The sequence below is a fragment of the Aeribacillus sp. FSL K6-8394 genome (assembly GCF_038008865.1).
In the GTDB taxonomy this organism is placed as follows: domain Bacteria; phylum Bacillota; class Bacilli; order Bacillales; family Aeribacillaceae; genus Aeribacillus; species Aeribacillus composti.
The window spans coordinates 1,395,359-1,416,708 of record NZ_JBBPAA010000001.1 but is presented as its reverse complement, the minus strand read 5'-3'; the positions used below and the strand labels follow the sequence as shown (position 1 = coordinate 1,416,708).

Sequence of the window (21,350 nt, the reverse complement as noted above, 5' to 3'; positions counted from 1 at the left end):
GCGAATGAAAAACAAAGGGAGTACACACGATGAAAAAAAGGCGACTCATTACTCGCTCGATTATTCTTGTTATTTTATTAGGTGCTCTTGGATATACACTCTATTCAAATTTTTTTATGAGCAAAGAAAAAGTGAAAGTCGGATCAGCTGCGCCTGATTTTGTTCTTACTGATTTAGAAGGAAAAAAGCATCAATTTTCCGATTATAGAGGAAAAGGGGTATTTCTCAATTTCTGGGGAACGTGGTGCAAACCTTGTGAACGTGAAATGCCTTACATTGAAAGACAATATCAGCACTATAAAAATTTAGGCGTGGAAGTTTTAGCTGTCAACGTTGGCGAATCAAAATTAGTAGTGGAAAAATTTGCGGAAAAATACGGACTCAATTTCCCGATTGTCATTGACAAAAATCAGCAGGTGCTTCATGCATATGATGTAGATCCGCTGCCTACTACGTTTCTCATCGATAAGAACGGGAAGGTTGTCAAAATCATTACTGCACCAATGACGGAACGGGAAGTTCGAGATTACATGGAAATGATAAAACCATAGTTAGGGAGTTTTCAACATGAATCATGTGAAATGTGAATGCGGTCATGTAAATCCGTTCGGTACTGTGCTGTGTGAAAATTGCGGACGGGCCTTGGCAGCAGAGGGCGAAGGCAATTCGGAAAAACTTCATGATATGCGTTATGACGGAAGCGCCAGACGTTCTCAAACATATAATAAAACGATCGTCGATAAAGTATGGAATTTTTTCTCTTCTGTTAAAGTTGGAGTCTGGCTGATTGTGATAACGCTGATCGCATCAGCAATCGGAACGATTTTTCCGCAAGAATTGTACATACCTTCCAACGTAACGCCAGAGCAATTTTATAAAGATGAATATGGAATTTTAGGCCAGCTTTATTATCAATTAGGCTTTCACCGCCTATACGGTTCTTGGTGGTATATGACCTTGATCGCATCGATTGGAATATCGCTTGTGATTTGCTCGCTTGACCGGGTTATTCCACTTTATCGTGCCTTGAAAAATCAAGGTGTGTCTCGGCACGAGTCTTTTTTGAAAAGACAGCGCCTTTTTAGCGAATCATATGTGGACAATATTGAAAAAAATGTAGAACAAGTTAAAAAAAATTTAACAGCGCGCCGTTATCGCATTCGAGAAGAAAATGGAAACATTTTGGCAGAGAAAAATCGATTTTCCAGATGGGGTCCGTATGTCAATCATATCGGATTGATTATTTTTTTAATTGGAGCCATGCTCCGCTTTTTCCCGGGGATGTATGTGGATGAGGTTCTCTGGTTAAGAGAAGGGGAAACGAAAGAAATACCCGGGACAAATGGCGAGTATTATTTGAAACATCATCAATTCATTTTGGAAACTTATCAAAAGGAAAAAGAAAAAGATGTGTTTCAGGAAGCGATTGACCGTGTCGGCGATGGAAGCGTAGCTAAAAACTTCCAATCAAATGTGACGCTTTATAAAAAGCAGGGAGACAGCCTGCCGGGTGAAGAACCAAAATTAAAAGAGGTAAAAGACTTCAGCATTCGCGTCAACGAACCGTTGAAATTTGATTCTTATGCTGTCTATCAAGTGAATTACAAGCTGAATGAGTTAAATAAAATGACGTTTGATCTTATCGATAAAAAATCGGGGAAAAGCTTCGGGAAAGTTGTCATTGACCTCTTAAATCCAGAAAAGAAATATGATTTAGGAAACGGCTATGCTGTTGAAATTGCTAGCTATCTTCCAGATTTTTATTTTGATGACGAAGGCAATCCAGCCACGCGGTCGAGAGTGCCAAACAACCCGGCATTTGTTTTTAAAATGATTGCACCTGACAGACCGAAGGGAGAAACGAGTTTCGTTGCCATCCAGCAAACGATTGAACCTAACGAGAATAACAAATACAAAATGAAATTTTCAGGAATTGAAACGAAAAACTTAACGGGTCTAGTTGTAAGAAAAGATTTAACTTTATGGGTGCTCGGTGTCGGCGGAGCCATTTTTATGATAGGCTTAATTCAAGGATTGTACTGGCAGCATCGCCGCATATGGCTGAAAGCGGATAACGACAAAATCATGCTGGCGGGGCATACAAACAAAAACTGGTTTGGATTAAAAAATGAATTGGACATCATTTTGCGCGATACTGAAATTCAAAAGCCTGTTGACCAAAAACAATTAAAAGAATAGAACCTCATGAAGGAGGGGAAGTTTGTGGCTGAACTTAGCAGCACTTTATTATACATTGCGTTTATTTTGTATTTAATAGGAACATTCTTTTTTGGCGGTTCCATCCGTGACAAAAGAGGAAAGGATGAAAAAACGAATAGATGGGCGCGATTAGGCATTGCGGCGGCGATCCTCGGTTTTTTGTCTCAACTGGGATACTTCGTTACGAGATGGATCGCTGCTGGACATGCCCCGGTTTCGAACTTATTTGAATTCACGACATTCTTTGGTATGATGCTAGTAGGAGCATTTATCATTATTTATTTTATTTATAAGCTGTCTGCACTTGGCTTATTTACATTGCCAGTTGCACTTTTATTGATTGCATATGCCAGCATGTTTCCGACAGAAATCAGCCCTTTAATACCAGCTCTTCAAAGCGATTGGCTGAAAATCCATGTAACAACAGCTGCTGCCGGACAAGCTATTTTGGCGATCAGCTTTGTAGCCGGAGTCCTGTATTTAACAAAGGTTGTGGATCAATCAAAAGCAACAAAAAAGACGTTTTGGCTTGAATTTGTCATGTTTGTATTAGTCACAACACTAGCATTTGTCATTGTCACAACCGTGTTCCGAGCAATGGATTATGAATCAGTGTTTAAATGGATCGATAAAAATGGACAAGAGGCGGAAATGGAATTTCATTTGCCTGCTCTCGTTGCGCCGCACGAAGGAGAATTGTTGACAAAAGATCGGCTTGCAGGCTTTGTGGAATTGCCGGCGATTTTATCGGCCAGAAAGGTGAACACTGTTTTATGGTCCACATTTGTAGGACTGATTTTATACGGAGTGATCCGCCTAATATTGAGAAAGCGTATTTCTGCAGCGTTGCAGCCTTTAGTGAAAAATTTAAATTTGGATGTGGTGGATGAAATTGGCTACCGTTCAGTAGCGATTGGATTCCCAGTATTTACGCTAGGTGCTTTAATATTTGCCATGATTTGGGCGCAGATCGCTTGGACCCGATTTTGGGGCTGGGATCCGAAAGAGGTTTGGGCATTGATCACTTGGCTGTTTTACGCGGCATATCTTCATTTACGGCTTTCGAGAGGATGGCATGGAGAAAAATCAGCATGGCTTGCGGTTATCGGATTTGCGATCATCATGTTTAATTTAATTTTTGTAAACCTTGTGATAGCTGGTTTACATTCATATGCATAAACGGATTGGCTGACTCATGATACATGCTGGAATTGGATCATTATCATTTGAGTCAGCTCTTTTTTAACCTGATCAAGGGAGGAAGAAAATATGTCTGAGAAGCAGGATGTAACGATTTTAGTGGTAGATGATGAAGAAAGAATTCGCAGGCTTTTGAAAATGTACTTAGAAAGGGAAAATTATCAAATTGATGAGGCGGAAAATGGTGATGAAGCGCTTGAAAAGGCTCTTTGTGCCGATTATGATTTGATTATTCTGGATATTATGATGCCCGGAATTGACGGAATCGAAGTGTGCAAGCAGCTGAGAGAAAAGAAAGCCACTCCTGTCATTATGCTGACAGCAAAAGGAGAGGAGGTAAACCGTGTTCAAGGGTTTGAGGTCGGTGCGGACGATTATATTGTAAAACCGTTCAGCCCGAGAGAGGTTGTTTTACGTGTGAAAGCGATTTTAAGAAGGGCGTCACAAACAAGCTATTTAAAAACCGATTCATCGGCGAAAAATGTGATCGTATTCCCGCACTTAACAATCGATCATGATGCTCATCGCGTGACGGCCGACGGCAAGGAAGTCAACTTAACCCCGAAAGAGTACGAGCTGCTTTATTTTTTGGCAAAAACTCCTGATAAAGTATACGACCGGGAAAAGCTGCTGAAGGAAGTATGGCATTACGAATTTTTTGGAGATTTACGAACAGTTGACACTCATGTGAAAAGACTTAGGGAAAAATTAAACAAAGTTTCGCCTGAAGCCGCCAAAATGATCGTGACTGTTTGGGGTGTCGGCTATAAATTCGAGGTCGTTGAAGAATGAAATTTTGGAGAAGCGTTGTTGGCAAGCTTTGGATGACCATTTTATTTCTTGTGATAGTGGTTCTGTCGATTTTAACCATTTTGCTGCTCGAGTTTATGGAAAATTATCATATAAAAGATGCCGAGCAAAAATTGACCCAGCTTGCCAATAAAGCAGCCATTATTATGGAAAATCATCAAAATACACCATTAGCCGGCTCCATCGCAACTGAACTTTCTGATAAACTAACAAGTGTGTATATCGTTGATGGTGGAAAAACATATTGGCAAAAGCAAAATGACGGGGCGGGTGTCGCTCAATATTCATTAAATGAAATCATCAGTGAAAAAGAGCTGTCAAAAGTATTGGAAGATCAAGAAAAAATCAGTCTTGTAAAAAGCTTTCCGCAAACGAATGATCACAATAAATTCAACAATGAAATGATGATCGTCGGAGTGCCTTATCAATCTGGAGCGATATTTGTCGTACAATCTTTGTCTGCCATTAATGAAACAACAAAACAAACAACTAAATATATTTTTATGGCAGCATTTATAGCTATTATATTAACGACCGTTTTTGCCTTTTTTTTATCAACCCGCATTACTTATCCGCTCCGAAAAATGAGAGAAGTCGCGATTGAAGTGGCGAATGGAAAATTTGATACGAAAGTTCCGAAGCTGACAAGCGATGAAATTGGTGAATTAGCTGTTGCCTTTAACCAAATGGGCCGGCAGGTGAAATTCCATATTAACGCTTTGCGGCAAGAAAAAGAACAGCTTTCAAACATTTTAAGCAGCATGGCTGACGGTGTCATTACGTTAAATATCGATGGAACGATTTTAGTCACAAATCCTCCTGCTGAACGTTTTTTGCAGGCATGGTATTATGAAAACGGAATGGATCCGAAAAAGGAACATGAGCTTCCGCCGGCTATTGAAGAGCTATTTAAACGAGTGACGACGACTCACCGCGAGCAGGTTACTGAGATTACTTTGCAAGGCAGAACATGGGGAGTGATCATGAGCTCTCTTTATAATCAAAATCGTGTTCGAGGAGCGGTCGTTGTTTTGCGCGATATAACGGAGGAAAGACGTCTCGACAAATTAAGAATTGATTTTATTGCCAATGTGTCCCACGAGCTGCGGACGCCTATTGCCATGCTGCAAGGATACAGCGAAGCTCTTCGCGATGACATTGCAGGAAGCGAAAAGGAGCGGAAGGAGATTGTTCAGGTTATTTATGACGAATCATTGCGAATGGGCCGATTGGTGAATGATTTATTGGATTTGGCCAGAATGGAGGCAGGACATATTTCCTTAAATATACAAGATGTCAAATTGAAGCCTTTTATTGAAAAAATTATTCGCAAATTTCAAGGCATTGCAAAAGAAAAACAGATTCACCTCGAATATTTGCTGAATGTTCAAACGGATTCCTTTTCGTTTGATCCGGACCGCATTGAGCAAGTACTGACCAATTTAATTGACAATGCTATCCGCCATACGAGTGCACAAGGATTTGTAAAAGTAATTATTTCAGAAAGCAATGGTTTAAAAATAGATGTTCAGGACTCAGGAAGCGGAATCAGTGAAGAAGATCTGCCGTTTGTGTTTGAACGCTTTTATAAAGCTGACAAAGCGAGAACGCGCGGAAGAGCAGGTACGGGTCTTGGGCTTGCCATTGCGAAAAATATTGTCGATGCCCATAAAGGGGTAATACAAGTTCACAGCAAATTAAATGTTGGAACGACATTTACCGTACTATTGCCGCAAACATCGTAAAAATTTGCCGATCTTTATTGTTTCACACGTAACAGAAGGGAGGTTTGGCAATGAATTTATATACGCGTACAGGGGATCAAGGACAGACGAACGTTATTGGTGCGCGCGTCGATAAAGATGATCCAAGGGTGGAAGCTTACGGAACGATTGATGAATTGAACGCTTACATAGGCTATGCAAGGACGTTTTTAACAGATAAAGCGTTTCAAGATATTTACGAAGAGCTTGAAAAAATTCAGCATCATTTGTTTGATTGCGGATCTGACATAGCGGTTGTGTACGAAAAGCAAAAACATCCGTTTAAAACGACGGAGGATATGATCCGTTTTTTAGAGGAACGAATCGATCATTATGTGGAAGAAGCTCCTGCATTAGAAAAATTTATTTTGCCCGGAGGAACGGAGGCGGCCAGCGTTTTACATATTGCGAGAACAGTTGCCAGAAGAGCAGAGCGTTTAATCGTTTCTTTAATGAAAGAGGTTAAAATTCATCATCCGGTCCTCATTTACATGAACCGTCTGTCTGATTATTTATTTGCTGCTGCTCGGGTTGTAAATTACCGCCTAAACGTGAAGGATGTCGAATACGAACGAAGCGGGAAGGTGTTCCGGACAAATAATAGCAAAAAAAATTGACACCGAGGGTCTCTTTTATAAGACCCTTTCTTTTTTGTTTGTAACATGTCATGCGTCTCTTTCGACAAATATTTTAAACGGAGGGTATGTGCATGGATGAATCGTTTCAAAGATTATACGAAAAGTATCATCAAGATATTTTTCAGTTTTTATATTATTTGGTGAAGGATCGGGAACAAGCGGAAGATTTGGTGCATGAAGTGTATATAAAAGTTTTAAAATCATACTCGAGCTTTGAAGGACGAAGCAGTGAAAAAACATGGTTATTTTCCATTGCTCGGCATGTAGCGATTGATTTTTTTCGAAAGCAAAAAACTCTCCGTCAGCGAATAATGGAAAAATTTGATTTAGATCAAGCACAAATTGCGGATCAAGAGCCCCTCCCGGAAGAAATAGCTTTACAACGAGAAGAAATACAGATGCTATACAAAGCAATGAATGACTGTAATGTGAATCAAAGAACCGTTTTAATTTTACGGTTTATAAAAGAATTATCTGTTGCAGAAACAGCCGAGGTGTTGGGGTGGACGGAAAGCAAAGTCAAAACAACCCAGCATCGGGCTTTAAAAGTGTTAAAAAATTATATAGATAAAGCTATGAAAGAACAAGGTGTCACGAAAGATCAGGGAGCTATGACAGAACAGGAGGTAGTTTCAAGTGAAAAACTCTCGGTGGAGCGATGAACAAATCAAAAAATGGATAAGCGAGTTTCCAAAAGTAGAAGATTCCCGCAGTTCATTCGAGATTTGGAACAATATTACCGAGAAAAAAAGAAAAAGAACAATATTGAAATTCATTGTTCCATCAGCTTCGATTGTTGCTTTGACAGCAGCCGTCACTTTTGTAGTTTTTCCGCTAAGCAACAGCAAAAATGAACAAACCCAATATTCATACAACAAAAAGGCCGAAAACGCAGGAAACAGTCATTTAACCGAAAGTCAAACGATGGAGGCTTCGCCGAAGTATCGTTCCATAGTTCCAAATTCTTCAACTGAACAAATTATCACAGTAGGGCTTTTAGATGAAAGCAAACAGCATGTCGTTCCTCTAAGCTTTAAAGGAAATCAATTCGAGCCTGCCGTCAAGCAAATAAATGACGTCTTAAACAAGATCGATGTGAAACGTTTCAATCTTTCAGCTTTTGCCTTTCAAGATGCAGACATTTATGAAAGCAAAAGCCGAAGTGACGAGGTGATCATAAATTTTGAAAAATTGAATATAAAAGACCGTTTCCATAATGAACAAAATTTTAAAGAAGTATTAAAAGAAACATTTCGGTGGCAAAATTATAAAAAGGTGCGCTTATTTACAAATGAAAAGCAGCATGTTCCTTCTGAGCATTTTGTTTCCGAATTTCAAATAAAGAAGCTGCTGAAAAAAGCCTATTTCTTGTTTTTTCCTAAAAATAGCAGCAATCCTTTGCTCGTTCCATCAAAAAATGAATATGAAACAATTGAAGAGGCAATGAATGCCATGCAAAAAGGGAAGGAAGATGGGCTTGAACCTTCCATTAATAATTCCGTTAAAATTAAGCAATTGAAAAAGGATGATGAGCTGCTTACGGTCACTTTTGACAATGCTTCAAAAATGAAAAACACAGAGCATACTGAAGTTATGCTGGAAGCGATTTTAATGACAGCGAAAGAATTCGGCTTTAAGAAAGTGAAGTTCGAAGGCTTTGATGCGAAAAAAATCGGAAATATTGATATTTCAAAACCGGTGGAAGTGCCTTTTTCGCCTAATTTTATTGACCTGAAAGTTGATGCATAGCAAAAGGAACGGAAATAGGTCTAAACATAAAGACACCATCATAAATATTGAGAATGTATGAAAGGAGGAAAGGAGGATGAATGGATGCTGGATTTAATGAGGAGGCTGGGTATTGCCCTAATTATGGGGCTTTTCATCGGTCTTTTGTTTTTGGGAGGATTAAAAACAGAGGAGCCAGGAGAGATAAGCCCTCCCAGCACCTTTAAATATTATAAATGAATAGTTTTGGCAGAAACGATGTCATCGAACTGGACTAACGCTTCAATAAGCTGATCATCAATCAGTTTATCACAAGTTAAAACCATGATTGCTTCGCCGCCGATGTTTTTACGTCCAACCTGCATTGTTGCGATGTTTACGCCATGGTCGCCCAGTACTTTTCCGACGCGTCCAATAACACCTGGTTTATCGATGTGTTCTACATATAATACTTCCCCTGCCGGGTAAAAATCGATATCGAAACCGTTTAAATCAACAATTCGTTCACCGTAGTTTGGAATATACGTTGCTTTTACGGAAAAAGTCCGATGATCTCCATCTACTTGAACAGCGATGCAATTTGCATATCCAGAACCGTTTGAAGTAATTTTTTCGCTGAAGCTGATGCCGCGTTCTTTGGCGATGAGGCCAGCATTCACTTCGTTAACAGTTGAATCAACCCGTTCTCCTAAAAATCCAGCAAGAAATGCTTTCGTAATAAAAGATGTTTCGAGTTCAGCAACCGTTCCTTCGTAAACGATTCCGATATGTTGAACAGGTTCTTTCATGTATTGAGAAGCAAGCTGACCCAATTTTTTGGCCAATTTATAAAACGGCTGTATTTTGTCAAATATATCTTTTGTTAATGTTGGTAGATTAATAGAATTTGTAACAGGTTTTCCATTTAAAAATTTTAATACTTCTTCAGCAACTTGAGAGGCAACGTTTAATTGGGCCTCTTTCGTTGATGCTCCAAGATGCGGTGTAGCAATGACCTGTTCAAAATCAAGCAGCTTCCGATTTACTGGAGGCTCGACTTCAAATACATCAAGTGCAACGCCTTTCACATGTCCAATTTCTAAATAATGAATTAATGCTTCTTCATCGATGATGCCGCCCCGGGCGCAGTTTAATAAATAAACTCCTTTTTTCGTTTTTCCGATATTTTCTTTTCCTAATAAACCTCTTGTTTCTTTTGTCAATGGTGTATGAACAGTAATGATATCAGCTTGCGCTAAAACTTCATCGAGCTTGCAGCTGTTTACTCCCAATTTTTGCGCCCGGTCTTTTGTTAAAAATGGATCAAACACTAAGACGTTCATTCCAAAAGCTTTTGCTCTTTTGGCAATTTCGCTGCCGATTCGTCCTAAACCGATGATTCCTAAGCTTTTGCCGTATAGCTCAGTACCGAGAAAGGCGGAGCGGTTCCATTCACCTGATTTAACGGAAACATTTGCTTGTGGAATATGACGAACAAGCGATGCCATCATGGCAAATGTATGCTCGGCAGTTGAAATCGTATTTCCGTCAGGTGCATTAATTACGACAACTCCGTATTTTGTCGCTGCTTCAACATCGATATTATCGACTCCGACGCCTGCTCTTGCAACAATTTTTAAATTTGTCATTTTTTGAAGCAGTTCTTCTGTTACTTTCGTTGCACTGCGGACGAGCAGAGCATCATATTTTTCCAGGTCGTCAACTTCACTTACTTTTTTCTGAACGACATTGATGTTTTCATCGTTCAATAATGGTGCTAATCCATCGCTTGATATTGAGTCAGAAACAAGAACATGAAACATTTTCTAAGATCCCCCTAGTGAACGAATTAAAAATGAAAACAAAATTTCTGATTATTTTATCTTAACTGATCTATGTTGTCAAGGTTCAAAACTTTACAGTTTGAAAACGTTTACTGTGTGTAAAAAGGGAAAAAGAGAGTTGCTTCTGAAGAAACAGCTCTCTTTTTTGTTTAATTGTTAGATTCATTGTATCGTGCAATACATTCGTCAATTAGTTTTGCCGCTGCTTCAGGTCCTTCCCAGCTGCCGATCTCTGTTCGTTTTCCTTCCAAATCTTTGTAACGTTCAAAGAAATGGGCAATTTCTTTTAATTTGTGCTCCGGCAGATCTTCAATCGATTGAACATGGTCAAAACGAGGATCATCTACAGGAACGCCGATTAATTTTGCATCTTCTTCACCGCTGTCGATCATGTTTAAATAGCCAATGACACGCGATTCTATGACGCATCCAGGGAAAGTCGGATTGGTGACGATTACGAGAATGTCAAGAGGATCGCCGTCAAGTGCTAAAGTATTTTCTAAATAACCGTACTCTGCAGGGTAAAACATAGGCGAATAAAGAACCCGGTCTAGTTTAAAAACGCCTTTTTCCTTGTCATATTCATATTTGTTTTGGCTTCCTGTCGGAATTTCAATAAAAGCTTCGACAACTTTATTGTTTGCCATCGACAAAATCCTCCTTTATTATGTATGCCTTTTTATTATAGAGGATGTAAAAAATATTGGCAATTGTAGAAAAAAGACAATGAAATAAAATAAGTTTCTTTTTTTTTTATTATTGTATATAATGAAGATAAAAAATATGGATTCATCTTCGGGGCAGGGTGAAATTCCCGACCGGCGGTGATAAAAGCTTTTAAGCTTTTTTAGCCCGTGACCCGTAAAGGTGTTTTTCCTTTACGGTGGATCTGGTGAGAATCCAGAGCCGACAGTATAGTCTGGATGGGAGAAGATGAGGGTTCAGGCGTTTCAAAAAATATGATCATTGAAACGTTTATTTTAACCTGCTTACAATTCTCCCTCTGCGTCAATGTAGAGGGTTTTTTTATTGAAGCAGGAGATGGACCCTTCCTTCTTTTCAAGATGGATCACAGAAAGAAAAGGAGAGAAGGACTGTGTTAAAAACAAAGGCATTTAAACTTGTTTTTGTAGGAATGTTGAGCGGGATTTCCTACTTGCTTATGGCTCTTAACTTTCCGCTTCCGGGACTTCCGGCATTTTTAAAAATTGATTTCAGCGAAATTCCTGCTATGCTGGCGACGATTTTATTAGGGCCGATTGCAGGATTGGCTGTAGAAGCGATTAAAAATACGCTTCATTACATCATTCAAGGAAGCGCGACAGGAGTTCCGATTGATCAGTTGGCAAATTTCTTGGCCGGATTGTTTTTCCTTTTGCCGTTTGCATTCGTGTTTCAAAAAGTTCGTTCGATGAAAGGGGTTCTTTTCGGTTTAGCTGCCGGGACCATTTCGATGTCAGTAGCCATGAGCTTATTGAACTATTATTTCATTTTGCCGGCATATACGCTGTTTTTAAATATGCCGCAAATGTCGATTGCAGAAGTGAAGCAAGTCATTATTGCCGGGATTTTGCCTTTTAACCTCATTAAAGGAACAATTATTGCCATTGTCTTTTTAATGATTTACGGCAGAATAAAAGAATGGCTTCAACATAAATTTAACGTGCAAAATGCATAAATTTATATGCAAAAAAGCGGAGATCAGCCGCTATGATGTTTCGCATCATAACGGTGCTCCGAATTATGATACACAAAACCCCCACAGAAATTCGTTTTTCCGTGGGGGTTGTTCTTTTAAAGCTGATGAAACAGCTATTCAAATTTTAAAGGATCGCCGTCAAAGGGTTCATCAGCAATTTTAATGGAATCTGTTGGGCAACCTTCAAAAGCATCCATTAAATCATCTTCTAAAACTTCTGGAACTTCAACCGTCCCTTGGTTATCATCTAGAATAACGTATGCGATTCCTTCGTCGTCATAATCATAAATATCTGGCGCTGCTGCCCCACATGCACCGCATGCAATGCATGTTTCTTTGTCAACGATTGTATATTTTGGCATTGTCTAACCTCCTGTATAAATGAAATGAGTAGAAGTCATAAAAGAGAAAGAAACATTTATCTTCCACTTCAGAATGTTTTATATAATAATCAGAATACCACATAATTATTGTAAGATGGAATATTAAACATTTCAATAAAAAAAGATGAAAAGTCATAGTATTTCGATAAACTTACTTAAATCAATCATTCATTATATATTTTTCGACAATTATTGGATAAATTTTGATAAAATAAGGATTGAACAGAAGGTTTCAATTTTTAAGGTGATCAAATGCCTCTCTCTTATTTGGAAGGAATTATCCTTTATTGTTTTCAACAGCTCAAATGCGAGCGATCGAAAGCAGCTGTTTTTCATTTATTAAAAGGAAAAAAATCTTCTCAAACGATTCAAGATAGCATTATTTTTCATTTATCGAACTTATTTGGGATTTGCCGTGAGCTCGAGCTTGAAGAATATAATCACTTGTTAAACAGATTGGTTCAGCTGTCATATGTCAAACAAGTAAAAGGCGAGTTTTATATGGTCACAATGAACGGCGAACGGGTGCTGCAAGAATTTTTGTCAGAAAAACCGTTTCCTGATAAGCTGGATGGGGCCACCTACAATGATATAGGAAAAATTTTTTGGCAGCGTTTATCTTTATTTGTTCAAACGGTTTCCCATCTAGTTTATAACCATTCGAAATTTTTACCTATAACAAATAATGGTCAGCTGTTGCATTTTGTCAAAACATACATATTACAGATGAAAGAGACAAAGAAAAATATCGGAAATCGAACGTTTTTGGAAATGAACCGTTTGCTTGAATGTTTAGATGAAAAGGGAGCTATCTTAGTTGTCAATCGTTTGTCCGGCTTTAAAAAAAATGGAATCACCTTTGAACAGCTTGCAGCAGCTGCGAATGAAGATCCTTTTTATTTGAAGCTTATGTTTCAAGCTGCCGTCATTCAAATGGTGAACGAATTGCAAAAACGTTCTGATCAATATCCGATATTATTCGGTCTTTTAAGAGATTTGATAAAAAAACACCCGCTAACCGCATCGGCGGAAAAAACGTACCGCTTGTTGGCGGAGGGGTTGGGCATTGATGAAATTGCAGCATTCCGAAAGCTTAAAAGAAATACGATTGAGGACCATATTGTTGAGATTGCTTTAAACATGCACGATTTTGCCTTCGAACCTTATGTAAGCAAAGAAGATGTGGTCAAAATCGGGCAAGCGATTGAAAAGCTGCAAACGAACAAGCTGAAAACAGTTAAAGAATATCTTCAAGATCAATACAGCTATTTTCAAATTCGGCTGGCAATGGCTGCAATAAGGAGATGGCAATGACGAAAGATCTTTTTACTTTGCTGAAGGAAAAATTCGGTTATTCAAGCTTTAAAACAGGCCAAAAGGAAATAATTGAAGATGTTATTAGCGGACATGACGTAGTTGCCATGCTTCAGACAGGCGGTGGAAAATCATTGTGCTATCAGCTTTCTGGCTATTGTTTACAAGGTGCTGTATTAATAGTGTCCCCGCTATTGTCGCTCATGCAAGACCAGGAACAGCAGATGAAAATGTTTGGAGAAAAAAGAGTCATTGCATTAAACAGCTTTTTAACCCGATATGAAAAAGAAAAAGCTTTTCGGCAATTGCACCGTTACAAATTTATATTTTTATCGCCTGAAATGTTTAAATCAAAAAGGCTATTGGATGCATTGGCGCAAATCCAAATATCTTTATTTGTCGTCGATGAAGCGCATTGCATTTCACAGTGGGGACATGATTTTCGGCCTGACTATTTAAAGCTCGGAAAGGTAAGGGAGATGATCGGTTCTCCTCCTTGTTTGGCGATGACCGCCACAGCCACTAAAGAAGTGCTGAACGATATCGCGAAATGCTTGCATTTAACCGATGCAACATTTCATATTCATTCTATTGACAGGCAAAACGTTGCCATTAATGTTGAAGCCGTAAGCAGCCAAGAGGAAAAATTGGAGCGATTAGCCGAATGGCTGAAAATGTTAGAAGGGCCGGGTATCATTTATTGCTCCACAAGAAAGTGGGCGGAAGAGCTTGCCAGATGGATTGAACAAAAGGGAATGACAAATGCGGCTTATTATCATGGCGGAATGGAATATGAAGATAGAATGTTGATTCAACAGCAATTTTTAAATGACGAACTTTCGGTTATAACGGCGACAAATGCTTTTGGAATGGGAATAAACAAAAAAGACGTTCGATTTGTCATCCATTTCCATTATCCTGCTGACATGGAATCATACGTACAAGAAATAGGCCGGGCAGGAAGAGATGGAAACCAAAGCATTGCAATTGCACTTGTAGCAAAGGGTGACGAGGAGTTTCCCCGGTCGATAATACGTTCTGAATTTCCTGAAAAAAAAGAGATTGAGTTGATTGTAAAAACGATTCGGTTAAAGGGAAGCTTTGATTTAACAGAAGAAGAGTGGAGCAGCTTCGGCTTGTCTGATGTACAGAGGAGATTTTTACAATATAATTTCCAAATGTTGGATGAAAACATGTATCATTGGACGACTGATCAGATCGTAAATTATGTATGGAGCAAGATTGAAGATCGAATGAAAATGAAATTTAAAAAATTAGCCGACATGGAAGCATTTTTACGAGCAAAAGCATGCAGGCGGAACATGATTTTAAGCTATTTTCAGGAAAAATCTTCAACAAAGGTTTCGATTTGCTGCGACAATTGCGGAATAAACGATCGTTTTTTTATCCGAAAAAAAATTCATTCATCCCAGCCAATGATAAAGTGGGATTGGAAGCAAGAATTAAAAAGGCTGTTTCGTCAAAGTGGGTGAAGGCGTGATTAAAAGACAAGAAGAATTGATAAAGAACATGACCGATCGAGAGCTTTTATTTCATCTCATGGTCACTCAGTCGCTATTTCTTCTTATATCGATTATTTTAGGGTTCATTTTTTTTGACCGTGCGGAGGATTTTTTTCAATTATGGGAATTGAGTTGGGAATCGATAGCTGTTGGCTTGCTTGCAACAGTTATCGTTCTGCTCATTAATTTGGTAATTATGAAATGGGCGCCAAAAAGCTGGTACGATGATGGAGGAATCAATGAAAAACTGTTTCAAAACAGAAGCTTGCCGGAAATTTTTTGGATGACCCTTATCGTTGCTTTTGCGGAAGAAATATTGTTTCGCGGAGTTCTGCAAACCCATTTCGGACTGTTTATCGCCAGTTTGATCTTTGCCTTCATGCATTTTCGTTATCTTTCAAAATGGCTGTTATTTGCAACGGTTTTGTTCGTCAGTTTTTTTCTCGGAGTGATATTTGAACTGACTGAGAATATTTTAACAACAATTTTCGCTCATTTTCTTATCGACTTTGTATCGGCAGTGCAAATTCGCTTTCAATATTTGAAAAATAGTAAAGGCGATGGGAGGGACGATGAAGAAGATGACAAGTCCGTATGAACATGACCAAGCTGAGCGTTTAAGGGAAAAAATGATTGATGAAATAAAAGAGAGAACGGGGACATATCCGTCTCGGAGTGAAGTGCATAAAAAAAGGCGGAAGAAAAAAAAGAAAATGAACTATCCGCTTTTGCGTATTCTCGTCTTTCTTTTTATATTAGTGCCAGTCGTTGTTTTATTTTTAACTTCTTATTTGGAACGAAATCAATCAAACCGCAGCGGGGAAAATCTTTCAGATTTTGACTCTGTAATTATTAAAAATAATAGCGGGAAGTCTGTTCAAGAAGAGAGAGTGGAAGAAAATAATTCCTCTAATTCAGACAAAGAAGAAGGAAATCAGAATGAACAGGAAGCTTCTCCAACGACTGAAGAACAATCCTCTTCCAACAGCACAAGAGACGAAACCCGAAAAGAAATTTCTGGAAATGAAAGCGATGGAAACATGGAAGAGAACAGACGCATCATTACTCATGTTGTCCAGCCGAACGAAACGCTGTATAAAATCTCGATGAAGTATTATAAAAGCCGAAATGGCGAAGAGCTTATTCGAGAATGGAATCATCTTCAAGATTCCAACATTTATGTCGGACAAGTTTTAAAAATCCCTTTAGATAATCCCCAATAACTAAAAATTTTTCATATTTGAAAAAGATCATGCATAACTTGTACAAAAAACTTTGGGGGATTTTAAACGAATGGAAAGGCAAATTAAAGATCTGCCCTATACAGATCAACCTACCAAGCATATGCTGCAAGGGCTCATTGAGCGTAAAAGAGAATTCGAAACATATAAACAGAAATGTTTGGTTTGGCAAATAATTACATTTGTGGAAGTGATCATTTTTATAGTGTTTATTTATTTCAACGTATATCAACGATTGGAAACAGATCTTTTGTTTGTTTTATTCTATTTTTTCCAATCATCACACTTATTCGCCGTTTTGCTGATTGCATTCAGCTATTCAACAGCCGTTTATTTTAAAAAGAAAGAAGAAAAAGCGGAAAAAGAATATCATGAGCTTAGATGGGAAATTATTGATAAAAGCACTGATTTTTGGAAAAGTGAAGAAGAGTGGATGAATCGCGACAAGGTTTTTTCTGTTATGAAAAAAGAATTTGATATTAATCTCTATTATAAAACGAAATAAAAATGTGATTTGTGAGTAAAAATGCTTGTCTTCACCCCCTCGTAATTGTAAACTGTTTACTAACTAAAGAACCATCTTTTAGAATCAACATACAATATCGTATGATGTATTGACGGCAGGAGGGAAGAAGATGCGGCTCGAGCGTCTTAATCATAATAAAATTAAAATTTTCCTGACTCTAGATGATTTGTCGGATCGCGGCTTAACAAAAGAAGATCTATGGAACAACTCTTTAAAAGTTCATCAGCTTTTCCGGGAAATGATCAATGAGGCAAGTGAAGAACTCGATTTTCATGCAAACGGTTCGATTGCGGTCGAGGTTTATTCACTAAAAGCACAGGGAATGGTGATTATTGTTTCCAAAAATAATGATGAAGAACTTGAAGATGAATTTTTAGATGATTATATTGAAATGCAAGTAAAAGTGGATGAACATCAAGATATATTGTATGAGTTTTTGAATTTCGAAGATGTCCTCGATCTTGCAAAAGTTCTTCAACGTTTCAAAATAACAGAAGGCGCGCTTTATTCATATCAGGGACGATACTACCTGCTGTTTGATGACATCTCTAAGATTGAAACGGAGCATCTTGTTGCAATTTTAGCGGAATATGGAACGCCGACACATATGACAACTCATAGACTGCATGAATATGGAAAATTATTGATAAAGGATCACGCTGTTCGTCTTTTGAATGACTATTTTTCCTGAGGCTGACAAAACATCGCCTTTCAGCGATGTTTTATCAGCTTTTTTTGCGTAGATTCAGTATTTTATTTGATAAAAAACAAGCGGTTTGCCGCTTTCTTTTTTTAACAAGAAATTCAGTATCCCTTTATTTTCTATGAATTAATGATTGAATTAATTTATAGAAGGTGTATACTAAGTCATGAAAGGTGGACTTTTCCTTTTCATTATTAAAGAACATATAGGAGGTTTACTTATTATGGTAGCCGAAGGCAATGACAAGCATGATGTGCTAAAAGCTACGCAAAAGGTAATACATAAAGCGTTAGGAAAACTAGGTTATCCAGAAGAGGTGTATGAATTATTAAAAGAGCCGATTCGCATGCTGACAGTGAAAATACCTGTTCGCATGGATGACGGTTCTGTTAAAATATTTACTGGCTACCGGGCGCAGCATAATGATTCTGTAGGACCTACAAAAGGAGGCGTTCGCTTCCATCCAAATGTAACTGAAAACGAGGTAAAAGCGCTTTCAATTTGGATGAGTCTAAAATGCGGAATTATTGATTTGCCTTACGGTGGTGGAAAAGGTGGAATTGTTTGTGATCCAAGAGATATGTCGTTCAGGGAATTAGAAAGATTAAGCAGAGGATACGTTCGGGCAATTAGTCAAATTGTTGGCCCTACAAAAGATATACCTGCACCTGATGTATTTACGAACTCGCAAATCATGGCTTGGATGATGGATGAATACAGCCGGATTGATGAATTTAATTCGCCAGGATTTATTACCGGCAAGCCTCTCGTTCTCGGCGGTTCACATGGCCGTGAATCGGCAACGGCAAAAGGCGTGACCATTTGCATTCGCGAAGCAGCGAAAAAGCGTGGAATTTCTTTACAAGGGGCTAGGGTCGTTGTCCAAGGATTTGGAAATGCAGGCGGTTATTTAGCAAAATTTATGCATGATGCCGGAGCAAAAGTTGTAGGTATTTCCGATGCATACGGCGGTCTGTACGATCCAGACGGACTTGACATCGATTATTTATTAGACCGGCGCGACAGCTTCGGAACTGTTACGAAATTGTTTAATGATACGATCACTAATAAAGAATTGTTAGAACTTGATTGCGAAATTTTAGTTCCTGCGGCGATTGAAAACCAAATTACAGAAGAAAATGCCCATAATATTCGGGCTCAAATTGTCGTAGAAGCAGCCAACGGTCCGACAACTGTTGAAGCCACTCAAATCTTAACGGACCGGGGAATTTTACTCGTGCCTGACGTATTGGCAAGCGCGGGAGGAGTAACGGTTTCTTATTTCGAATGGGTTCAAAATAATCAGGGCTACTATTGGTCTGAAGAAGAAGTGGAAGAAAAATTGGAAAAAATGATGGTGAAAGCATTTAACACTGTATATGAAACGGCGCAAAACAGAAGAGTAGATATGCGGCTTGCTGCATATATGGTAGGCGTAAGAAAAATGGCAGAAGCATGCAGATATCGCGGATGGGTATAATATTTGCATCGTTTTGCAGTTTCCCCTATGATAATGTAGGGGAAATTTTTCTTTTGTCACCAGCCGCTTAATGCTATAGGAGTGATCATGATGCAAGAAGAAAAAGTGATCATTGTCGGCGGAGGTCCATGTGGACTATCGGCTGCGATCGAATTGAAGGAAAAAGGAATAAATCCTTTAGTTATTGAAAAAGGAAATATTGTTGATTCCATTTATCGCTTTCCAACACATCAAACCTTTTTCAGCACAGCAGACAGGCTTGAAATTGGCGGAGTCCCATTTATCACAGAAAACCGAAAGCCTGTCCGCAATCAAGCGCTTGCTTACTACCGGGAAGTTGTGAAGCGAAAAAATTTGCGCATTCATACATATGAAAAAGTAGAGAAGGTAGAAAAGCAGCAGGACGGAACGTTCATGGTAACGACGGAAAAAGGAAAATATCGTGCGTCATTTGTTGTGATTGCTACAGGTTATTATGATAATCCAAATTACATGAATGTTCCAGGCGAAAATCTGCCCCACGTTTTCCATTATTTTAAAGAAGCTCATCCATATTTTGATAAAGATGTCGTTGTGATCGGCGGGAAAAACTCAAGTGTTGATGCCGCGCTTGAGCTTTATAAAGCCGGGGCTAGAGTAACTGTGTTGTACCGAGGAAGCGGGTATTCTTCAAGCATTAAGCCTTGGATATTGCCGGAATTTGATTCTCTTATCAAAAAAGGCTATATAAAAATGGAATTTCGGGCAGATGTAAAAGAAATTAAAAATGACTCTATTAGTTATATTGTGAACGGAACAGAAGAAAAAACTATTCCTTGTGATTTTGTCTTTGCCATGACTGGCTACCATCCAGATCATAACTTTTTGAAAAAAATGGGTGTACTTATTGATGAGCAGACAGGCAGACCTTACTACAATCCCGATACAATGGAAACGAATGTAAACGGGATTTTTATAGCCGGTGTCATCGCAGCTGGAAATGATGCGAATGAGATTTTTATCGAAAACGGCAGATTTCACGGGGAATTGATCGCAGAAGAAATTATCAAAAGAGTATAAAAATAGGGGATGTCCCGAAAATAATCAAGTAGAGAAAAACAATCCGTTTTTCTCTACTTGATTTTGTTGCTTTCATAAGTTGTGGGGCCGTCCAGAAATCAAATCGCCATTGAAAACAAAAAATCATAAACACCGATATATCAACGTTTCTAACACATTAATGGGGGCGTCAATAAGCTGTAAAAACGGCTTATTAGACACCCCCTTTACTTGTAACATTTTTTAGTAAAATTTGTGTTGATCATCACAACAGCTTATTATTTCGAAAACATTTCTTCTATTTCAGTTAAATCGCTCGTTTTTTCTAAAGCCACTAAAAGCTTTATTCTAGCTTTTTGCCCGTTTAATCCGTTCGAAAATATAACGCCAAGCTGTTTTAAATGTTTTCCTCCGCCCTGATAATCATAGACATCCTGCACAATGCCGTTAAAACATCGTGAGACAATGACGATCGGCACTTTCTTCTCAATAAGCCGTTTCATGCCGGGGACTAAAGCCGGCGGCAAATTTCCTTGCCCTAAAGCTTCAATGACGATTCCATCCGGATTCAGTCCTTCAACTGCTTCCATTATTTTTTCATCCATGCCTGCATACGCCTTTAAAAGGAGCACATGTTTAGAGATTTTCGTTATATTATATGTTTCTTTTCTTAACGGATAGTGATGAAATGTCAGAATTTTTTTGTTCACAATACCGATCGGTCCGTATTGCGGACTTTGGAATGTAGCGATATTGCTTGTATGCGTTTTTGTGACGTTTTTTGCTGTATGAATCTCGTCATTCATGACAACTAACACACCAAGGTTTTTCGCTTCGTCGGAAGCAGCAACTTTTATGGACATTAATAAATTATATAATCCGTCTGATCCGAGTTCGTTATTTGACCTCATCGCACCCGTTACAACAACGGGGATGGGAAGGTCAAGAGCCAAATCTAAAAAATAAGCTGTTTCTTCTAAAGTATCCGTTCCATGAGTGACGACGACACCGTCGATGCTTCCATTTTTGGCATGATGTTCGATTTCTTTTTTAATTTCCAGCATTTCCTTAGGAGTTATATGCGGGGAAGGTAAGTTAAAAAGCTCTTTTACGATTGTTTGTACATTGTTTACATTCAATGAAAAATTTGTTAGTGGATTGGACCCTTCTGGTCTCACTGCACCGCTTTGTTCATCTTCCAGCATTGAAATTGTACCGCCTGTATGTAAAATCAATACTTTCTTCATCTTTTTATCCCTTT

Annotated in this window: 22 protein-coding genes and 1 riboswitch; of the genes, 18 read left to right on the top strand and 4 right to left on the bottom strand. The window is 38.5% G+C overall.

Annotated elements, in window-relative coordinates; translation table 11 throughout:
* Positions 1-29: 29 nt before the first annotated feature.
* The 9 genes from resA to NSR00_RS06595 all read left to right on the top strand — a co-directional run bounded on the left by resA (position 30) and on the right by NSR00_RS06595 (position 8,599).
* Positions 30-551, top strand: a complete 522-nt coding sequence (resA, locus tag NSR00_RS06635) for a thiol-disulfide oxidoreductase ResA (protein WP_063388628.1) — start codon at positions 30-32, stop codon at positions 549-551.
* A gap of 16 nt (positions 552-567) precedes the next feature.
* Positions 568-2,199 (top strand): cytochrome c biogenesis protein ResB, encoded by a 1,632-nt coding sequence (gene resB, locus NSR00_RS06630; RefSeq protein WP_130157473.1) that lies wholly within the window; start codon positions 568-570, stop codon positions 2,197-2,199.
* A 24-nt stretch (positions 2,200-2,223) separates the two neighbouring features.
* A complete protein-coding gene (gene ccsB / locus NSR00_RS06625; RefSeq protein ID WP_144598193.1) occupies positions 2,224-3,399 on the top strand; it encodes a c-type cytochrome biogenesis protein CcsB in 1,176 nt (391 codons plus the stop codon).
* Positions 3,400-3,489: 90 nt separating this feature from the next.
* A complete protein-coding gene (locus NSR00_RS06620) occupies positions 3,490-4,212 on the top strand; it encodes a response regulator transcription factor (protein ID WP_340787741.1) in 723 nt (240 codons plus the stop codon).
* Positions 4,209-5,975 carry an ATP-binding protein gene (locus tag NSR00_RS06615; protein WP_094246154.1) on the top strand — a complete coding sequence of 589 codons (1,767 nt, stop codon included), beginning with the start codon at positions 4,209-4,211 and terminating at the stop codon, positions 5,973-5,975. The genes NSR00_RS06620 and NSR00_RS06615 overlap by 4 nt, the downstream gene beginning before the upstream one ends.
* Before the next feature lie 50 nt (positions 5,976-6,025).
* Complete coding sequence (locus NSR00_RS06610; RefSeq protein WP_094246153.1) at positions 6,026-6,610, top strand: cob(I)yrinic acid a,c-diamide adenosyltransferase; 585 nt, start codon at positions 6,026-6,028, stop codon at positions 6,608-6,610.
* A gap of 92 nt (positions 6,611-6,702) precedes the next feature.
* Positions 6,703-7,293 carry an RNA polymerase sigma factor SigX gene (gene sigX / locus NSR00_RS06605; protein WP_094246152.1) on the top strand — a complete coding sequence of 197 codons (591 nt, stop codon included), beginning with the start codon at positions 6,703-6,705 and terminating at the stop codon, positions 7,291-7,293.
* On the top strand, positions 7,268-8,380 hold the full coding sequence (locus NSR00_RS06600) for a GerMN domain-containing protein (protein WP_340787735.1): 1,113 nt from the start codon (positions 7,268-7,270) through the stop codon (positions 8,378-8,380). Before sigX ends, NSR00_RS06600 begins: the two co-directional genes overlap by 26 nt.
* A gap of 84 nt (positions 8,381-8,464) precedes the next feature.
* On the top strand, positions 8,465-8,599 hold the full coding sequence (locus tag NSR00_RS06595) for a hypothetical protein (RefSeq protein ID WP_261308724.1): 135 nt from the start codon (positions 8,465-8,467) through the stop codon (positions 8,597-8,599).
* Here the strand turns inward: NSR00_RS06595 and serA are convergent.
* Complete coding sequence (gene serA, locus NSR00_RS06590) at positions 8,590-10,161, bottom strand: phosphoglycerate dehydrogenase (RefSeq protein ID WP_340787733.1); 1,572 nt, start codon at positions 10,159-10,161, stop codon at positions 8,590-8,592. The two genes, NSR00_RS06595 and serA, sit on opposite strands and share 10 nt — an antisense overlap.
* Positions 10,162-10,331: 170 nt before the next feature.
* A complete protein-coding gene (locus tag NSR00_RS06585; RefSeq protein WP_063388619.1) occupies positions 10,332-10,829 on the bottom strand; it encodes an inorganic diphosphatase in 498 nt (165 codons plus the stop codon).
* A 140-nt stretch (positions 10,830-10,969) separates the two neighbouring features.
* Positions 10,970-11,121: riboswitch (FMN riboswitch) on the top strand.
* 157 nt (positions 11,122-11,278) lie between these two features.
* Between NSR00_RS06585 and NSR00_RS06580 the strand changes: the two genes are divergently transcribed.
* Positions 11,279-11,860 (top strand): ECF transporter S component, encoded by a 582-nt coding sequence (locus NSR00_RS06580; protein WP_082829402.1) that lies wholly within the window; start codon positions 11,279-11,281, stop codon positions 11,858-11,860.
* 134 nt (positions 11,861-11,994) lie between these two features.
* On the opposite strand, the gene NSR00_RS06575 is transcribed toward NSR00_RS06580, so the two are convergent.
* Complete coding sequence (locus NSR00_RS06575) at positions 11,995-12,243, bottom strand: ferredoxin (RefSeq protein ID WP_063388618.1); 249 nt, start codon at positions 12,241-12,243, stop codon at positions 11,995-11,997.
* A gap of 273 nt (positions 12,244-12,516) precedes the next feature.
* Between NSR00_RS06575 and NSR00_RS06570 the strand changes: the two genes are divergently transcribed.
* The 8 genes from NSR00_RS06570 to NSR00_RS06535 all read left to right on the top strand — a co-directional run bounded on the left by NSR00_RS06570 (position 12,517) and on the right by NSR00_RS06535 (position 20,110).
* Positions 12,517-13,578, top strand: a complete 1,062-nt coding sequence (locus NSR00_RS06570; protein WP_340787729.1) for a helix-turn-helix domain-containing protein — start codon at positions 12,517-12,519, stop codon at positions 13,576-13,578.
* A complete protein-coding gene (locus NSR00_RS06565; RefSeq protein ID WP_340787727.1) occupies positions 13,575-15,071 on the top strand; it encodes a RecQ family ATP-dependent DNA helicase in 1,497 nt (498 codons plus the stop codon). The genes NSR00_RS06570 and NSR00_RS06565 overlap by 4 nt, the downstream gene beginning before the upstream one ends.
* Before the next feature lie 4 nt (positions 15,072-15,075).
* Positions 15,076-15,699, top strand: coding sequence for a CPBP family intramembrane glutamic endopeptidase (locus NSR00_RS06560; RefSeq protein ID WP_066247708.1), 624 nt, complete (start codon positions 15,076-15,078; stop codon positions 15,697-15,699).
* Positions 15,674-16,324, top strand: a complete 651-nt coding sequence (locus NSR00_RS06555; RefSeq protein ID WP_157728008.1) for a LysM peptidoglycan-binding domain-containing protein — start codon at positions 15,674-15,676, stop codon at positions 16,322-16,324. The genes NSR00_RS06560 and NSR00_RS06555 overlap by 26 nt, the downstream gene beginning before the upstream one ends.
* Before the next feature lie 70 nt (positions 16,325-16,394).
* Positions 16,395-16,847: a DUF2663 family protein gene (locus tag NSR00_RS06550; RefSeq protein WP_063388613.1), complete on the top strand. Its 453-nt coding sequence runs from the start codon at positions 16,395-16,397 to the stop codon at positions 16,845-16,847.
* A 130-nt stretch (positions 16,848-16,977) separates the two neighbouring features.
* On the top strand, positions 16,978-17,559 hold the full coding sequence (locus NSR00_RS06545) for a genetic competence negative regulator (protein ID WP_094246149.1): 582 nt from the start codon (positions 16,978-16,980) through the stop codon (positions 17,557-17,559).
* Positions 17,560-17,794: 235 nt separating this feature from the next.
* Positions 17,795-19,051, top strand: coding sequence for a Glu/Leu/Phe/Val family dehydrogenase (locus tag NSR00_RS06540; RefSeq protein WP_063388611.1), 1,257 nt, complete (start codon positions 17,795-17,797; stop codon positions 19,049-19,051).
* A gap of 90 nt (positions 19,052-19,141) precedes the next feature.
* On the top strand, positions 19,142-20,110 hold the full coding sequence (locus NSR00_RS06535; protein ID WP_066247690.1) for a YpdA family putative bacillithiol disulfide reductase: 969 nt from the start codon (positions 19,142-19,144) through the stop codon (positions 20,108-20,110).
* 257 nt (positions 20,111-20,367) lie between these two features.
* Here the strand turns inward: NSR00_RS06535 and NSR00_RS06530 are convergent, their stop codons facing one another.
* Entirely contained in the window at positions 20,368-21,336 is a 969-nt protein-coding gene (locus NSR00_RS06530; protein WP_340787723.1) for an asparaginase, read from the bottom strand.
* Positions 21,337-21,350: the final 14 nt, after the last annotated feature.

Excerpts from the sequence above, each read along its gene's own strand:
- NSR00_RS06615 (WP_094246154.1), top strand. The coding sequence starts at position 4,209 with ATGAAATTTTGGAGAAGCGTTGTTGGCAAGCTTTGGATGACCATTTTA.
- resB (WP_130157473.1), top strand. The coding sequence starts at position 568 with ATGAATCATGTGAAATGTGAATGCGGTCATGTAAATCCGTTCGGTACT.
- NSR00_RS06595 (WP_261308724.1), top strand. The coding sequence starts at position 8,465 with ATGCTGGATTTAATGAGGAGGCTGGGTATTGCCCTAATTATGGGGCTT.
- NSR00_RS06540 (WP_063388611.1), top strand. The coding sequence starts at position 17,795 with ATGGTAGCCGAAGGCAATGACAAGCATGATGTGCTAAAAGCTACGCAA.
- serA (WP_340787733.1), bottom strand. The coding sequence starts at position 10,161 with ATGTTTCATGTTCTTGTTTCTGACTCAATATCAAGCGATGGATTAGCA.
- NSR00_RS06585 (WP_063388619.1), bottom strand. The coding sequence starts at position 10,829 with ATGGCAAACAATAAAGTTGTCGAAGCTTTTATTGAAATTCCGACAGGA.
- NSR00_RS06610 (WP_094246153.1), top strand. The coding sequence starts at position 6,026 with ATGAATTTATATACGCGTACAGGGGATCAAGGACAGACGAACGTTATT.
- NSR00_RS06620 (WP_340787741.1), top strand. The coding sequence starts at position 3,490 with ATGTCTGAGAAGCAGGATGTAACGATTTTAGTGGTAGATGATGAAGAA.
- NSR00_RS06530 (WP_340787723.1), bottom strand. The coding sequence starts at position 21,336 with ATGAAGAAAGTATTGATTTTACATACAGGCGGTACAATTTCAATGCTG.
- NSR00_RS06565 (WP_340787727.1), top strand. The coding sequence starts at position 13,575 with ATGACGAAAGATCTTTTTACTTTGCTGAAGGAAAAATTCGGTTATTCA.
- NSR00_RS06535 (WP_066247690.1), top strand. The coding sequence starts at position 19,142 with ATGCAAGAAGAAAAAGTGATCATTGTCGGCGGAGGTCCATGTGGACTA.
- NSR00_RS06550 (WP_063388613.1), top strand. The coding sequence starts at position 16,395 with ATGGAAAGGCAAATTAAAGATCTGCCCTATACAGATCAACCTACCAAG.
- NSR00_RS06575 (WP_063388618.1), bottom strand. The coding sequence starts at position 12,243 with ATGCCAAAATATACAATCGTTGACAAAGAAACATGCATTGCATGCGGT.
- sigX (WP_094246152.1), top strand. The coding sequence starts at position 6,703 with ATGGATGAATCGTTTCAAAGATTATACGAAAAGTATCATCAAGATATT.
- NSR00_RS06570 (WP_340787729.1), top strand. The coding sequence starts at position 12,517 with ATGCCTCTCTCTTATTTGGAAGGAATTATCCTTTATTGTTTTCAACAG.
- NSR00_RS06555 (WP_157728008.1), top strand. The coding sequence starts at position 15,674 with ATGAAGAAGATGACAAGTCCGTATGAACATGACCAAGCTGAGCGTTTA.
- NSR00_RS06545 (WP_094246149.1), top strand. The coding sequence starts at position 16,978 with ATGCGGCTCGAGCGTCTTAATCATAATAAAATTAAAATTTTCCTGACT.
- resA (WP_063388628.1), top strand. The coding sequence starts at position 30 with ATGAAAAAAAGGCGACTCATTACTCGCTCGATTATTCTTGTTATTTTA.